The organism is Streptomyces sp. NPDC001514 (assembly GCF_053597075.1).
In genome coordinates this window covers 182,094-196,889 of the sequence record NZ_JBSFHO010000012.1, presented here as the reverse complement: position 1 = coordinate 196,889, position 14,796 = coordinate 182,094, and the positions used below count along the sequence as shown (strand labels likewise).

Below are 14,796 nucleotides of genomic sequence, written 5' to 3'. Positions count from 1 at the left end.
GGCGCCTGCTGCTCGCGCACACCGGCTGGGCCACCGTGGTCGACCCGGAGGGCGTGGACGACCTGGAACGCTCGGTGATCCGTGCGATCGGCCCGCAGGGCGGCGGCTACGGCTACCCGCCCGCCGGCGCTCCTCCCATGCCGTCCGCACCGCCGCCCGGGATGAACCGGCCGGGCCCCGCGCCCACCGCCGGCCGCCCGACGACCGCGGCACCGGGCCCCATGCCGGGCGCCCAGGTGCGCCGCTGGATCGAGATCAACGGCACCCGCCACCAGATCTCCCGCCCGACGATGGTGCTGGGCCGCAGCACCGAAGCCGACGTGCGGATCGACGACCCCGGCGTTTCGCGCCGCCACTGCGAGATCCGGACCGGAACGCCCTCGACGATCCAGGATCTCGGGTCTACCAACGGCATCGTGGTAGACGGGCAGCACACCACCCGCGCTACGCTCCGCGACGGCTCGCGGATCGTCGTGGGCAGCACCACCATCGTTTACCGGCAAGCCGAAGGGTGAAGCGGGGGCAATGTCAGAGCTGACCCTGACGGTCATGCGGCTGGGTTTCCTGGCCGTACTGTGGCTGTTCGTCATCGTGGCCGTCCAGGTCATTCGCAGCGACCTGTTCGGTACGCGCGTCACGCAGCGCGGCTCACGCCGCAACGCCGACGCACGCCCGCAGCAGGCCGCCCGCCAGGCCGCGGCGCCGCCCCAGCAGCGCCAGCAGTCCGCCCGGCAGCGCCGGGGCGCGCCCACCAAGCTCGTCGTCTCCGAGGGCAGCCTCACCGGCACCACGGTCGCCCTGCAGGGCCAGACGATCACGCTGGGCCGCGCGCACGATTCCACGATCGTGCTGGACGACGACTACGCGTCCAGCCGGCATGCCAGGATCTACCCGGACCGTGACGGCCAGTGGATCGTCGAGGATCTCGGGTCCACCAACGGCACGTACCTCGACCGGACCCGGCTCACCACTCCGACACCGATTCCGCTGGGCGCGCCGATCCGCATCGGCAAGACCGTCATCGAGCTGCGGAAGTAGTACGACAATGAGCGAGCGGAGCGAGCGAGCCGCGGCGGTCCCCACAACGGACCCCGCAGCAGTCCCGGCAGCGGGCCGGGACGGGCGGCTCCCGACCGGAGGGTGGGCAGTGTGGCTCGAGACCGGCTGTACCCCGAGCCGACGGGCGAGGTGCGCATGAGTCTGTCACTGCGCTTCGCCGCCGGATCGCACAAGGGCATGATCCGGGAGGGCAACGAGGACTCCGGCTACGCCGGCCCGCGCCTTCTCGCGATCGCCGACGGCATGGGCGGCCAGGCCGCCGGTGAGGTCGCCTCCTCCGAGGTCATCTCCACGCTCGTCCAGCTCGACGACGACGTACCGGGTTCGGACATCCTCACCTCGCTCGGCACGGCCGTACAGCGGGCGAACGACCAGCTGCGCGCGATGGTCGAGGAGGACCCCCAGCTCGAGGGCATGGGGACCACCCTGACCGCGCTCCTGTGGACCGGTCAGCGGCTCGGCCTCGTCCACGTCGGCGACTCCCGCGCGTATCTGCTCCGCGACGGCATGCTCACGCAGATCACCCAGGACCACACCTGGGTGCAGCGCCTCGTCGACGAGGGCCGGATCACCGAGGAAGAGGCCACCACCCACCCGCAGCGCTCCCTGCTGATGCGCGCGCTGGGCAGCGGCGACCACGTCGAGCCCGATCTCTCCATCCGCGAGGTCCGGGCCGGCGACCGCTACCTGATCTGCTCCGACGGGCTCTCCGGCGTCGTCTCGCACCAGACGATGGAGGACACCCTCGCCAGCTACCAGGGCCCTCAGGAGACCGTGCAGGAGCTGATCCAGCTCGCGCTGCGCGGCGGCGGCCCGGACAACATCACCGTGATCGTCGCGGACGTCCTCGACGTCGACGGCGGCGACACCCTCGCCGGACAGCTCAGCGACACCCCCGTCATCGTCGGCGCGGTCGCCGAGAACCAGGCGCAGCACAACGACGGCGGGGCCATGCAGACCCCCGCGGGACGCGCCTCCGGCCTCGGCCGCCCCGTCCCGCCGCCCCCCGGCGGCGGTTTCGGTCCGCCCGGGAGCGGCGACGACATGGGCTACGGCGGGATGCCGCCCCAGGGCAGCTTCGGGGCGTACACCGACGAGGACTTCGTCAAGCCGCGCTCCGGCCGTAAGTGGCTGAAGAGATCCTTCTTCATCGTGCTGGCGCTGGCCGTGGTCGGCGGCGGTCTGTACGGGGCGTGGCGCTGGACCCAGACCCAGTACTACGTCGGAGCCAAGGACAAGCACGTCGCGCTCTACCGGGGCATCAGCCAGAACCTGGCCTGGGTCTCGCTCTCGAAGGTCGAGAAGGACCACCCCGAGATCGAACTCAAGTACCTGCCGCCCTACCAGCAGAAGCAGGTCGAGGAGACCATCACCGAGGGCAGCCTCGGCGACGCGCGCGACAAGATCCAGGAGCTCGCCACGCAGGCCTCCGCCTGCAAGAAGGACGAGCAGCGCCGCGCCGCCGACCGCGCAGCCGGGGCGCAGACCGGTGAGGGCGAGGCCGGCGGTAGCACCGGCACGAAGCCCACCACCCAGTCCGCCAAGACCAAGCCGACCGCAGCGACTCCCTCTCCGGGCCCCACCCTCTCGGAGGAGGAGCAGAAGCTGGCCTCGAACTGCGGCAAGCAGTAAGCGGTATAGCGGTAAACCCGTAGGGGGCCTTTCTCCACCATGAGCGTTGTCACCAACACGACCACCATCGGCGCGATCGAACTGCCGAGCCGCCGCAACACCGAGCTGGCGCTGCTCGTCTTCGCCGTCGTCATCCCGGTGTTCGCCTACGCCAACGTGGGCCTCGCGCTCACCGGCAGCGTGCCCACCGGAATGATCGGTTACGGCCTCGGGCTCGGACTGCTCGCCGGTGTGGCGCACCTCATCGTGCGCAAGTTCGCCAAGTACGCGGATCCCCTGCTGCTGCCGCTGGCGACACTGCTCAACGGCCTCGGGCTGGTCCTGATCTGGCGCCTCGACCAGTCCCCGCGGCTGATCGCGCGTGCCCAGCGTGCCTTCGGCGGGTTCAGTCCCGACGCTCCCAAGCAGCTGCTGTATTCCGCGATCGGCATCGCGTTCTTCGTCGCCGTACTGCTCCTGCTCAAGGACCACCGGATCCTGCAGCGCTACACCTACATCTCGATGGCGGCGGCACTGATCCTGCTGATCCTGCCGATGTTCTTCCCCGCCCGGAACGGCGCGAAGATCTGGATCAGCCTCGGCCCCCTCAACCTTCAGCCCGGCGAGTTCGCGAAGATCATCATCGCGATCTTCTTCTCCGGCTATCTCATGGTGAAGCGCGACGCCCTGGCGCTGGCCAGCCGCCGCTTCATGGGTCTCTACCTTCCGCGCGGCCGCGACCTCGGACCCATCCTGGTCGTCTGGGCCATGTCGATCCTGATCCTGGTCTTCGAGACCGACCTCGGTACGTCGCTGCTCTTCTTCGGCCTCTTCGTGATCATGCTGTACGTCGCCACCGAGCGCACCAGCTGGATCGTCTTCGGTCTGCTGATGTCCGCGGTCGGCGCGGTCGGCGTCGCCAGCTTCGAGCCGCATGTCCAGCAACGTGTCGAGTTCTGGCTCGAGCCCTTCGCGGAGGAGACCTGGCGGCAGAGCGAGCAGATCGGTCAGGCCCTGATGTCCTTCGGTTCGGGCGGCGTGCTCGGCACCGGCCTCGGCCAGGGCAACTCCGACCTCATCGGTTTCGCCGCCAACTCGGACTTCATCCTCTCCACGGTCGGCGAGGAGTTCGGCCTTGCCGGAATGATGGCGTTCCTGCTGCTCTACGGCCTGATCGTGGAGCGCGGCGTACGGACCGCTCTCGCCGCCCGTGACCCGTTCGGAAAGCTTCTTGCGATCGGCCTCTCCGGCGCCTTCGCCATCCAGGTCTTCGTGGTCGCCGGCGGTGTCATGGGCCTCATCCCGCTGACCGGTATGACGATGCCGTTCGTCGCGTACGGCGGATCCTCGGTGCTCGCCAACTGGGCGCTCATCGGCATCCTGATCCGTATCAGCGACACCGCACGCCGCCCCGCGCCCGCCCCTGCCCCGTCCCCTGACGCCGAGATGACCCAGGTGGTCCGACCGTGAACAAGCCCCTGCGCCGGATCGCGATCTTCTGCGGGCTCCTCGTCCTCGCCCTGCTGATCCGTACCAACTGGCTCCAGTACGTGCAGGCCGAGGAGCTGAACGCCAACAGCAAGAACCGGCGGATCCAGATCGAGCGGTACGCGGCGGAGCGCGGCAACATCATCGTCGACGGCAAGCCCATCACCGGCTCCGTCGCGACGAGCGACACCGACTTCAAGTACAAGCGCACCTACGTCGACGGCCCCATGTGGGCCCCGGTCACCGGCTACGCGTCGCAGGCCTACGACGCCAACCAGATCGAGAAGCTCGAGGACGGCATCCTCACCGGCAACGACGACCGGCTCTTCTTCGACCGCACGATGGCGATGTTCACCGGCGACAAGAAGAAGGGTGGCAATGTCGTCACCACCCTGAACGGCAAGGCCCAGAAGGCCGCCTACGAGGGCCTCGGCAACAAGAAGGGCGCCGTCGCGGCCATCGACCCGCGCACCGGGGCGATCCTCGCGCTCGCCTCCACGCCGTCGTACGACCCCTCCACCTTCGCCGGCTACTCCGCCAAGGACGAGAAGGCCTGGCTGGCGCTGGAGAGGGACAAGGACAAGCCGAAGCTCAACCGCGCGCTGCGCGAGACCTACCCGCCCGGCTCCACCTTCAAGGTCGTCACGGCCGCCGCCGCGCTGGAGAGCGGCGTGGTCACGGACATCAACGCCCCGACCGACACTCCCGAGCCGTACATCATCCCGCTGTCCCGCAAGCCGATGATCAACCACGCCAACGGCTGCGAGAAGGCGAGCCTCAACAAGGCCCTCGAGGTGTCCTGCAACTCCGTCTTCGCCAACCTCGGCGACAAGGTCACCCGCGACAAGATGGTGGAGACCGCGGAGAAGTTCGGCTTCAACAACCCGGAGATCGACACGCCGGTCCGCGCCTCCGCCTCCGTCTACGACACGCAGATGGACCGCGGCGGCAATGCCCTGTCCTCCATCGGTCAGTTCAACACCGCGGCCACTCCGCTCCAGATGGCCATGGTCACGGCGGCGATCGCCAACGACGGCCGGCTGATGAAGCCGTACATGATCGACCGTCTTGAGGCGCCCAACCTGGACGAGCTCAGCAAGACCGAGCCGGAGGAGATGAGCCGCCCGATCTCGGAGAAGAACGCGCAGCTCCTCCAGGAGATGATGGAGAACGTCGTCGAGAACGGGACCGGTGGCAACGCGAAGATCGACGACGTGACGGTCGGCGGCAAGACCGGTACGGCCCAGCACGGCGTCGGGAACAGCAAGCGTCCGTACGCCTGGTTCATCTCGTACGCCAAGACCGACAGCGGCTCGCCGGTCGCCGTCGCCGTCGTCGTGGAGGACTCGTCGGGCACGGCTCGTGACGACATCAGCGGCGGCGGTCTCGCGGCGCCCATCGCCAAGAAGGTGATGCAGGCGGTGCTCGACAGCAAGGAGTGACGCATGTCACTGTCCCGGCGTCTTCTGCCGCATTACCGCACAATGCGATACCGGTCGCATATCAGGTCCCGGCCAAGGGCGGATCAGGCCCGGCGTGGCCGGTAGCGTATGCGCGAACAGCACACCGCCGGACCACACACGGGTGCGGTCGGGACTGACGGAGAGGGCTGGAACAGTTATGGAAGAGCCGCGTCGCCTCGGCGGCCGGTACGAGCTGGGCTCGGTGCTCGGCCGCGGTGGCATGGCCGAGGTGTACCTCGCCCACGACACCCGGCTCGGTCGCACCGTTGCCGTGAAGACGCTGCGGGCGGATCTTGCCCGCGACCCGTCCTTCCAGGCCCGGTTCCGCCGTGAGGCCCAGTCGGCCGCCTCGCTGAATCATCCCGCGATCGTCGCGGTGTACGACACGGGCGAGGACTACGTAGAGGGCGTCTCCATCCCGTACATCGTGATGGAGTACGTCGACGGCTCCACGCTCAGAGAGCTGCTGCACTCCGGGCGCAAGCTGCTGCCCGAGCGCACGCTGGAGATGACCATCGGCATCCTCCAGGCGCTCGAGTACTCGCACCGCAACGGCATCGTCCACCGTGACATCAAGCCGGCGAACGTCATGCTGACGCGCACCGGCCAGGTCAAGGTCATGGACTTCGGCATCGCGCGCGCCATGGGCGACGCGGGCATGACCATGACCCAGACCGCTGCCGTGATCGGCACCGCCCAGTACCTCTCCCCTGAGCAGGCCAAGGGCGAGCAGGTCGACGCCCGGTCCGACCTCTACTCCACCGGCTGCCTCCTCTACGAGCTGCTGACGGTCCGGCCGCCGTTCGTCGGGGACTCCCCGGTCGCGGTCGCCTATCAGCACGTGCGGGAAGAGCCGCAGCCGCCCAGCGTCTTCGACCCCGAGATCACGCCCGAGATGGACGCCATCGTCCTGAAGGCGCTGGTCAAGGACCCCGACTACCGCTACCAGTCCGCCGACGAGATGCGCGCCGACATCGAGGCCTGCCTCGACGGCCAGCCGGTCGCGGCGACGGCGGCGATGGGCGCGGTCGGCTACGGCGGCGGGTACGGCCCCCAGCACGGGCGCGGCGACGACCAGCCGACGACGGCGCTGCGCCAGGCCGACCCGGCGGGCCAGACGTCGATGCTGCCGCCCATGAACCCGGACGACGGCGGTTACAGCGGTTACGACGACCGTCCGGACCGCCGCCGCCAGAAGAAGTCGAACACCTCGACGATCCTGCTCGTGCTCGCCGGCATCCTGGTGCTCGTCGGCGCGATCCTCATCGGCAAGTCGGTCTTCGGCGGGGACGGCGGCGGAGGCGGCAAGGTCGACGTCCCGAACCTCGTCGGACAGACGTTCGATGAAGCCAAGCAGCTCGGGATCAACGCGAAGGTCAACGTCGTCCAGTCCGGGACCGGCCGCTGCGACGAGCCGAAGGGCAGCATCTGCAGCCAGACGCCCGCGAGCGGCAAGATGAACGAGGGCGAGACCATCCAGGTCGTCGTCTCGGAGGGCGCGCCGCTGGTCGAGGTGCCGGACGTCACGGAGAAGTCCGAGGAGAACGCGACCAAGATCCTGGAGGACAAGGGCTTCGACGTGAAGACGGAGTTCGTCGAGTCCGACCAGGAGGCCAACACGGTTGTCAGCCAGGACCCCGAGGGCAACACCAAGGCGGAGAAGGGGACCGAGGTCACCCTGAAGATCGCCAAGCAGGAGACGCTGCCGGTTCCGAACGTGGTGGGATCTCAGATCGCCGCCGCGAGGGACCAGCTGACGAAGCTCGGCTTCGTCGTCGAGGAACAGCCCGTCGACTCCGACAAGGCCGCGGGCGAGGTCGTCTCCCAGGACCCGGGGCCGGACACCAGCAAGCCGAAGGGCACGACGATCAAGCTGCAGGTCTCCAAGGGCCCGCAGACGGCCCAGATCCCGATGCCGGAGGCACGCCTCCGCACGGTGGCCCAGGCCAGGGCGGAGCTTGAGGCGGCCGGGTTCAAGAACATCCAGGTCCAGGGCTCGAACGACCCCAACGCCCAGGTGTTCAGTCAGAACCCGCAGCCAGGCACGCTGGTGGACCCGGCCACCACGCCCGTCGTCCTTGGCGCCGCCGGCGGGAACGGCCAGAACGGCGGGAACGACGGCGGCTTCATCGGAGGCTCCGATTAGCCGCTAGCCGACCCCGAGGCAGACAAGAAGCCCCGGCACCCTTCACGGGTGCCGGGGCTTCTTGTCGGAGCTGATCTCTCTCCGGGGAGACGTCCAGAAGATCGAGCGGAGGCTCTGCGACCACCACCGTCGGTTGCGGCACCTCGAGCACGCCCAAGGCCCACGCCCTTACACCGGCATCATGGCATCCATCGACGCCATGAACTCGCGGGAGTTCGAGCACCACGTCGCCGTCCTGCGCCCGATGCGCGCGCCATCGCCGAGACCCACCGCATCACCGTTGTGGACCGCGCCCACCTCTAGAAGTGGAGCGCCGGGGTACCGCTCCCGATCCTGCAGTAGCCAACTGCGACGGGTGGACGCAGAAAGGCCCGAAGCCGCAAGAGGAAGTTGCGGCTTCGGGCCTCGGCCATTCTAGGGAGACTGAGGTCCTTCCAGGACCTCAGTCGCAGTCAGCGCAGCTCCGCCGGCGGCGTACGGTCGCTGTCGACCTTCTCCGTGCGCTCCAGCTCGCCCCAGACGATGTACCGGTAGTCGGAGGTGTAGACGGGCGTGCAGGTCGTCAGCGTGATGTAGCGACCCGGCTTGGCCTTGCCCGACCCCTTCGGGACCGGCCGCAGCACGTCCACGTTGTACTTGGACGTCTCCTTGAGGTCCTTGAAGACCTTGTAGACGTACCAGGTCTCCTTCGTCTCGAAGACGATCGTGTCGCCCGTCTTGAGCTTGTGGATGTTGTGGAACTTGGCGCCATGGCCGTCGCGGTGCGCGGCCAGGGTGAAGTTGCCCTGCTTTTCGGTCGGGAGGGCCGACTTGACGGGGTCGGTGTAGTAGCCCGCGACGCCGTCGTTGAGGGTCTTGGGGTCGGTGCCCTTCTTGACCAGCACCTCGCCGTTCTTCATGGCGGGTACGTGGAGGAAGCCGATGCCGTCCTTGGTGTCCAGCGCGCCCGGGCCGCCCGCCCAGCGGTCGCGCACCAGGTCGCCGTCCTTGGCCGCCTCGCGGTCGGCGAGGACGTTCGTCCACCACAGCGAGTAGACGACGAAGAGGGCCAGCAGCACCCCCGCGGTGATCAGCAGCTCGCCGAAGACACTGATGACGCCGGCGATCCGGCTGCGCGCACGTGCCACTGCACCTGTCCCTGTCCCTGTTTACTTTCGTCTGAAGTCCGTTGAGATCCGTGCTCCGTCAGCCGACGAGCGCGTCCGGCTTGCCCTTGCTGCGCGGCCGTTCCTCGACCATCTTGCCCCACACGATCATTCGATAGGTACTCGTGAATTCCGGGGTGCAAGTGGTCAGTGTGATGTACCGGCCTGGCTTGGTGAAGCCCGAGCCGGGCGGCACGGGGCCGATCACCGTCACGTTGGACGGCGAGGTCTGGGGGAGGATGCTCGCCATCTTGTACGTGTAGTACGCGTCCTGCGTCTCGACGACGATGGGGTCGCCGGGCGTGAGGCGGTTGATGTAGCGGAACGGCTCGCCATGGGTGTTGCGGTGGCCGGCGACCGCGAAGTTGCCCTGCTTGTCGGAGGGCATGGCGGTCTTGAGCTGCCCGTCGGCGTAGTGGCCGACCATGCCGCGGTCGAGCACCTCGTGCTTGTCGATGCCTTCGGCGATGGGGACGACGACATCGAGCTTGGGGATGTGCATGATGGCGAAGCCCTGGCCCGGCTCGAAGGCGCCGGGGGCACGGCCCTTCGCCCAGTCCTCCTGGATCTCGTCGGCAACCTTGTTCCTCTCCTGCCCGGCGAGGATGTTCGTCCACCACAGCTGGTACGTGACGAAGAGCAGCATCAGCACGCCGATGGAGATGAAGAGCTCACCGAAGACCCGGCTGGCGATGACGGCCGGGCTGTCCTTCTGGGCACGGGCGGCCCGGCGCGCTTCGACGCGGGAGAGCGGGGCGCCCACGCCGCCCACGCCGCCCTCGGCCGCCTTCGCCGGTGCCGGTGGCGGTCCGCCCCGACGCCGCCGGCCGCGGGCCTTGGCGGCCCTGCGGCGCTCCGCGCGGCCCCCGGTGGGCTGCTCGGGTGCGCCCGAGTCGGCCCGGCGGGTGTCGGCGGTCCGGAGCGCGACGGTTTCGTCGTCGGGCACGGGCATGTACGCGGGCACGGGCTCGGGCTCGGGCTCGGACGGGGACTGCGGCACGTACGCGGTCGACTTCGAGGACGAGGACACGTACGCGGGCCGGGGCGGAGGCACGTACGCCGGCTCCGGCACGGGCTCAGACACAGGCGTCGGCGCGGGCCCGGGTACGTACCGGGGCTGCGCCTGCTGCCCGTACCAGTCGCGCTGGTAGCCCTCGGGGTCGTCTGCGGCGTACTGGCTGTAGCCAGACCACTCCTGCGGCTCCTGGGGCCCCTGGGGCTGCTCAGGCACGCTCCCGGCCCGGAACCACGGCGATCCCCCCTCGCCGCTCACGCCAGGGCCTTGCCCACCACCGGCGCCAGCCCTGCCGAGCGGCCGATCGCGCCCGTGTCGCCGCACTGCTCCAGCCAGTTGGCGAGCATCAGGTGTCCGTGCTCGGTGAGCACCGACTCAGGGTGGAACTGCACGCCTTCGACAGCCAGTTCACGGTGACGCAACCCCATGATGATGCCGTCTTCCGTGCGCGCCGTGACCTCCAGCTCGTCCGGCACGGTCTCCGGCTCCGCGGCCAGCGAGTGGTAGCGCGTCGCGGTGAAGGGTGAGGGCAGCCCGGCGAAGACGCCCTTGCCCTCGTGCAGCACGAGCGAGGTCTTGCCGTGCAGCAGCTCGGGGGCCCGGTCGACGACTCCGCCGTACGCCACCGCCATCGACTGCATGCCGAGGCAGACGCCGAAGACGGGCACGCCGGTCGCGGCACAGTGACGGACCATCTCGATGCACACCCCGGCCTGTTCGGGCGCGCCGGGGCCCGGCGAGAGGAGCACACCGTCGAAGCCGTCCTGCGCATGCGAGGTGGACACTTCGTCGTTGCGCACGACTTCACACTCCGCGCCCAGCTGGTACAGGTACTGGACGAGGTTGAAGACGAAGCTGTCGTAGTTGTCGACGACGAGAATCCGCGCGCTCACTGGCCGTCCACCGTCACATCATTGAACGGAAGCAGGGGCTCCGCCCAGGGGAACACGTACTGGAACAGCACATAGACAACCGCGAGGGTCAGCACGAGCGAGATGAGCGCCCGCACCCATGCGTTGCCCGGCAGATGACGCCAGATCCAGCCGTACATGCTGTCCCTTTCCGTTCGGTACGGAACCAGACTAAAGGTCGCCGGGGGCCCGTGGGTCAGCTGTGGAAAGCTTCCGGCTTGCCGTCCGTCACAGGTCGGGTGGCGTCGAGGTGCGCCCAGACGATGAGCCGGTGGCTGCTGCCCCACTCGGGATCACACGTGGTCAGCGTCAGATACCGGCCCGGCCCGTCGAAGCCGGACCGGCTGGGCACGGGGTCGATGACGGCGACATCACCCGGGACGGTCCGGTAGGGCTTCTGCTTGATGCGGTACGTGAACCAGGTCGTCCCGTCGTTGAGGATCACCGCGTCGCCGGGACGGAGCTTCGGGAAGTCCTTGAACGGGTCGCCGTACGTGCGCCGGTGTCCCGCCACCGAGAAGTTCCCGGTCTCGCCGAGCCGGGCGGTGGCGGCGTAGTGGCCGAGGCCCTTCTTCAGCGTCCCGGTCGCCGTGCCCTCCAGCACGGGCCAGTCCCAGCTCGCGCCGAAGCGGGGGATGTACATGACGGCGAAGGGCTTTCCGTCCACGTACTCCTTCGGGGCAGGCGGCGCGGGCGCCGGTGACTCCGGTGCCGCCGTCGACGGCTGGACGGGAAGCTGTACCCACTCCTCCTGCAGCTTGACGATCTCGCCGTCGGCCGCGCCCGCCGCCTTCACTCCGGTCCAGAACAGCACGTACACCACGAAAAGTACGATCACGGTGCCGGCGGTGATGCAGATCTCGCTGAAAGTCCTGACGATCAGTCGCGCCGGTTGCACCTGCGGCGCCGGTCGTTCCCGCCGTACCCGTCGCACCTGTCGCACCGACACCGGCGACCCCTCCCGGGAGCTAGCTCACAGGCTTCGCGTAGTGGAGATCCACTGTGCCCGAGTAGCCGGGGAGAGTCACCGCCTCGTGCTCGTCGACTTTCCAGCCGAGCCCGTAGGCCTGCACGTACAGCTGGTAGTTCTGGATCGCGGGCGACGCGGTCAGCGCGCGCTTGAGCCTGCCGGGGTCGCCGACGGCCGTGACCTTGTACGGCGGGGAGTAGACGCGGCCCTGGAGGATCAGGGTGTTGCCCACGCAGCGCACGGCGCTGGTGGAGATCAGCCGCTGGTCCATGACCTGGATGCCCTCGGCGCCGCCCTGCCAGAGCGCGTTCACCACGGCCTGCAGGTCCTGCTGGTGGATCACGAGGTCGTTGGCCTGCGGCTCCGGGTAGCCGGGGGCTGCCTGTGCGTTGGGCGGAGCATCATTGAGGGTGACGGAGACGGCCCGACCGCCGAGTTTCTTGGTCCCGGCGGCCTCCTCCAGGGACTGGAGCTTCTCGTCCTCGGCCTTGGTGGAACCGTCGTCGCGACGGGCGAGAGCGTCGACGTCCTTGCGGACCGCTGCCGTGGACTCGTCCAGCTCGGCGTTCCTCTCGCTGCGCTGCTGGATGAGGTCGGACAGCTTCAGCAGCGAGTCGTCGGTACGGAGGTTGGTGCCCTTGGCCGTGTTGAAGCTGGTGACGAAGATCAGCCCGGCGAGCGCGAAAACGGCAGCCGTCAGCAGCCGGACCGGCCGCCATGCGAAGCGGCGGTCCGGCCCGTGGGGGGAGTCGGCGGAATTGCTCAACGTACCCTTACTCCTACGGTGGCCGCGGAAGCACTACGCTAACGGACGCCCGGGGGTGCCGTGATCCCCCTCGCTCCCACCCGGCGCCAGCCACAGATCCCCTGCGCGGTCACGCAGCGCATCGACAGGAGAGTCCCTCGTGCCGAAGTCACGTATCCGCAAGAAGGCCGACTTCACGCCGCCCCCCGCCGCGAAGCAGGCGACCAACATCAAGCTGTCGAGCAGCAGCTGGGTCGCGCCGGTGATGCTGGCGCTGTTCCTCATCGGACTGGCCTGGATCGTCGTCTTCTACGTCACCGACGGCCGGCTGCCGATCCAGTCCTTCGGCAACTGGAACATCGTCGTCGGCTTCGGCTTCATCGCGGGTGGCTTCGCCGTATCCACACAGTGGAAGTAACCGCTTAACAGCGGTTGTCAAGCTCTGCCCCGAGGTTATCCACAGCGTTATCCACAGCGGTGGGAAAAGGTCTGACGATCTGTGGATAACTCAGAGAGTGTTGACGCCGATGTGACTACGGCGGCCGTTCCAGCGACATTCGCCATCACTGCTCGCCCCTTGTCCCTCCTGGGAAAACCCAGCTCAGGGACAAGGGGCACAGTTGTTCTCCACGGGGTGCACAAGATCCGCCACACGCTGTGGACAACTTTGGGGAAAGCTCGCGCTCACGTGAGCGACTGGGTCCTCAGGACGACGGTCACGATGATCGACAGCAGGACGAGTGCACAGGTACCGACCTGTACGAGAGTCCGTCGCTCACGCGGCGCGTGCACCATGCCGATGGCGACGACGGTGCCCGCGATCAGCCCGCCGACATGCGCCTGCCACGCGATGCCGCTCCAGGTGAAGGTGAAGAGCAGATTCAGCGCCAGGAGCGCGACCACCGGGCGCATGTCGTAGTTCAGGCGGCGCATCAGCACGACCGTGGCGCCGAGCAGGCCGAAGATCGCTCCTGAGGCCCCCAGCGAGGGCTGGTTCGGCGCGGCGAGCAGATAGGTGAACGCGCTGCCCGCCAGTCCGGAGAGCAGATACAGGGCCAGATAGCGCGCCCGGCCGAGCGCGGCTTCCAGCGGCCCGCCGAGCCACCAGAGCCCCAGCATGTTGAAGGCGATGTGCCAGATTTCCTGGTGCAGGAACATCGCGGTCACCAGGCGGTACCACTCGCCGTCGGCGACGCCGACCACTTGGACGGTCTGAGGGCTGAACGCCAGACCGATCAGGTCGAGCTGGTTGACGAGGGTGTCGGCGGAGACGGCGGCGAGGAAGACCGCGATGTTGATACCGAGCAGGATCTTGGTGACGAGACGGGGGTCACCGGATTCGACCGCACCCCCCGCGATCGTGCGGGGCCGGCTCGCGGCCGGGGCGTGCCCTGCGCCGGAGCCGGTGCGCACGCAATCGGGGCACTGGAAACCGACCGAGGCGCTGACCATGCACTCCGGGCAGATCGGCCGCTCGCAGCGGGTGCAGCTGATGCCCGTCCCGCGTCCCGGGTGGCGGTAGCAGCTGGGCGGCCCGGGCGTTGCCTGGGGCTGCTCCGGGCTTCCTGGCGCCTGATCCATGAGGTTTCCTCGTCTCCTGTCGTCTCTTGACAGTGCTTCGCCCCGCTCGTCTTACGGACAAGCGGGGCGGAAAGGTTCCCGTACGGGAATCTCCTCGTGCGAGGTCAGCCTTCGCGGGTCTCGACCACAACGGACTCGATCACGACGTCCTCGACCGGGCGGTCGGTACGCGGGTTGGTGCGGGTGGTCGCGATGGTGTCCACGACCTTCTTGCTGGCCTCGTCGGCGACCTCACCGAAAATGGTGTGCTTGCGCGTCAGCCAGGCGGTCGGTGCGACGGTGATGAAGAACTGCGAGCCGTTGGTGCCCGGGCCGGCGTTGGCCATGGCCAGCAGGTACGGCTTGTCGAAGGCCAGGTCCGGGTGGAACTCGTCCGCGAACTCGTACCCGGGGCCGCCCGTTCCGTTGCCCAGCGGGTCGCCACCCTGGATCATGAAGCCGCTGATAACGCGGTGGAAGACCGTGCCGTCGTACAGCTTGTCCGTGGACTTCTTGCCGGTCGCCGGGTGCGTCCACTCACGCTGACCGGTGGCGAGCTCGGTGAAGTTCTTGACCGTCTTCGGCGCGTGGTTGGGCAGGAGCCGGACCTTGATGTCGCCTTGGTTGGTCTTCAGGGTGGCGTAAAGCTGCTCAGCCACGATCTGCCTTCCTTAGTTCTTCTT

Annotated in this window: 15 protein-coding genes; 7 read left to right on the top strand and 8 right to left on the bottom strand. The window is 68.5% G+C overall.

From position 1 onward, the window contains the following. The 6 genes from ACWCXB_RS15780 to pknB all read left to right on the top strand — a co-directional run. Positions 1 to 515, top strand: a 515-nt coding sequence (locus tag ACWCXB_RS15780) for an FHA domain-containing protein (protein ID WP_450723077.1), incomplete at its 5' end; no start/stop codon positions are given. Positions 516 to 525: 10 nt separating this feature from the next. Continuing rightward, on the top strand, positions 526 to 1,038 hold the full coding sequence (locus tag ACWCXB_RS15775; protein ID WP_385410793.1) for an FHA domain-containing protein FhaB/FipA: 513 nt from the start codon (positions 526 to 528) through the stop codon (positions 1,036 to 1,038). Positions 1,039 to 1,194: 156 nt separating this feature from the next. Beyond that, positions 1,195 to 2,691, top strand: coding sequence for a Stp1/IreP family PP2C-type Ser/Thr phosphatase (locus ACWCXB_RS15770; protein ID WP_450723075.1), 1,497 nt, complete (start codon positions 1,195 to 1,197; stop codon positions 2,689 to 2,691). A gap of 39 nt (positions 2,692 to 2,730) precedes the next feature. After that, positions 2,731 to 4,140, top strand: coding sequence for an FtsW/RodA/SpoVE family cell cycle protein (locus ACWCXB_RS15765; RefSeq protein WP_450723073.1), 1,410 nt, complete (start codon positions 2,731 to 2,733; stop codon positions 4,138 to 4,140). Next, positions 4,137 to 5,600: a peptidoglycan D,D-transpeptidase FtsI family protein gene (locus tag ACWCXB_RS15760; RefSeq protein WP_450723071.1), complete on the top strand. Its 1,464-nt coding sequence runs from the start codon at positions 4,137 to 4,139 to the stop codon at positions 5,598 to 5,600. Before ACWCXB_RS15765 ends, ACWCXB_RS15760 begins: the two co-directional genes overlap by 4 nt. A 178-nt stretch (positions 5,601 to 5,778) precedes the next feature. Next, positions 5,779 to 7,767 carry a Stk1 family PASTA domain-containing Ser/Thr kinase gene (pknB, locus tag ACWCXB_RS15755; protein WP_450723069.1) on the top strand — a complete coding sequence of 663 codons (1,989 nt, stop codon included), beginning with the start codon at positions 5,779 to 5,781 and terminating at the stop codon, positions 7,765 to 7,767. 452 nt (positions 7,768 to 8,219) lie between these two features. On the opposite strand, the gene ACWCXB_RS15750 is transcribed toward pknB, so the two are convergent. The 6 genes from ACWCXB_RS15750 to ACWCXB_RS15725 form a co-directional block, all read right to left on the bottom strand. Beyond that, positions 8,220 to 8,894: a class E sortase gene (locus tag ACWCXB_RS15750; protein ID WP_450723067.1), complete on the bottom strand. Its 675-nt coding sequence runs from the start codon at positions 8,892 to 8,894 to the stop codon at positions 8,220 to 8,222. A gap of 58 nt (positions 8,895 to 8,952) precedes the next feature. After that, positions 8,953 to 10,185, bottom strand: coding sequence for a class E sortase (locus tag ACWCXB_RS15745; protein ID WP_450723065.1), 1,233 nt, complete (start codon positions 10,183 to 10,185; stop codon positions 8,953 to 8,955). Next, on the bottom strand, positions 10,182 to 10,820 hold the full coding sequence (locus ACWCXB_RS15740; RefSeq protein WP_450723063.1) for an aminodeoxychorismate/anthranilate synthase component II: 639 nt from the start codon (positions 10,818 to 10,820) through the stop codon (positions 10,182 to 10,184). The genes ACWCXB_RS15745 and ACWCXB_RS15740 overlap by 4 nt, the downstream gene beginning before the upstream one ends. Beyond that, positions 10,817 to 10,978, bottom strand: a complete 162-nt coding sequence (locus ACWCXB_RS15735) for a hypothetical protein (RefSeq protein WP_450723061.1) — start codon at positions 10,976 to 10,978, stop codon at positions 10,817 to 10,819. The genes ACWCXB_RS15740 and ACWCXB_RS15735 overlap by 4 nt, the downstream gene beginning before the upstream one ends. Before the next feature lie 56 nt (positions 10,979 to 11,034). After that, the gene (locus ACWCXB_RS15730; protein WP_450723101.1) at positions 11,035 to 11,736 is read right to left on the bottom strand and encodes a class E sortase; all 702 of its coding nucleotides are present in this window, start codon (positions 11,734 to 11,736) and stop codon (positions 11,035 to 11,037) included. A gap of 70 nt (positions 11,737 to 11,806) precedes the next feature. Continuing rightward, positions 11,807 to 12,574 (bottom strand): DUF881 domain-containing protein, encoded by a 768-nt coding sequence (locus ACWCXB_RS15725; protein ID WP_450723059.1) that lies wholly within the window; start codon positions 12,572 to 12,574, stop codon positions 11,807 to 11,809. A gap of 139 nt (positions 12,575 to 12,713) precedes the next feature. On the opposite strand from ACWCXB_RS15725, the gene crgA reads away from it, so the two are divergent. After that, positions 12,714 to 12,971 carry a cell division protein CrgA gene (gene crgA, locus ACWCXB_RS15720; RefSeq protein WP_450723057.1) on the top strand — a complete coding sequence of 86 codons (258 nt, stop codon included), beginning with the start codon at positions 12,714 to 12,716 and terminating at the stop codon, positions 12,969 to 12,971. 266 nt (positions 12,972 to 13,237) lie between these two features. Here crgA and ACWCXB_RS15715 read toward each other — a convergent pair whose 3' ends face one another. After that, positions 13,238 to 14,134: a rhomboid family intramembrane serine protease gene (locus tag ACWCXB_RS15715; protein ID WP_450723055.1), complete on the bottom strand. Its 897-nt coding sequence runs from the start codon at positions 14,132 to 14,134 to the stop codon at positions 13,238 to 13,240. Positions 14,135 to 14,238: 104 nt separating this feature from the next. Beyond that, positions 14,239 to 14,772 (bottom strand): peptidylprolyl isomerase, encoded by a 534-nt coding sequence (locus ACWCXB_RS15710; protein WP_450723053.1) that lies wholly within the window; start codon positions 14,770 to 14,772, stop codon positions 14,239 to 14,241. Positions 14,773 to 14,796 lie beyond the last annotated feature (24 nt).

What these genes read in the sequence shown, in the direction of transcription:
- ACWCXB_RS15765 (WP_450723073.1), top strand. Translation starts at nt 2,731, where the DNA reads ATGAGCGTTGTCACCAACACGACCACCATCGGCGCGATCGAACTGCCG.
- ACWCXB_RS15735 (WP_450723061.1), bottom strand. Translation starts at nt 10,978, where the DNA reads ATGTACGGCTGGATCTGGCGTCATCTGCCGGGCAACGCATGGGTGCGG.
- ACWCXB_RS15770 (WP_450723075.1), top strand. Translation starts at nt 1,195, where the DNA reads ATGAGTCTGTCACTGCGCTTCGCCGCCGGATCGCACAAGGGCATGATC.
- ACWCXB_RS15715 (WP_450723055.1), bottom strand. Translation starts at nt 14,134, where the DNA reads ATGGATCAGGCGCCAGGAAGCCCGGAGCAGCCCCAGGCAACGCCCGGG.
- ACWCXB_RS15775 (WP_385410793.1), top strand. Translation starts at nt 526, where the DNA reads ATGTCAGAGCTGACCCTGACGGTCATGCGGCTGGGTTTCCTGGCCGTA.
- pknB (WP_450723069.1), top strand. Translation starts at nt 5,779, where the DNA reads ATGGAAGAGCCGCGTCGCCTCGGCGGCCGGTACGAGCTGGGCTCGGTG.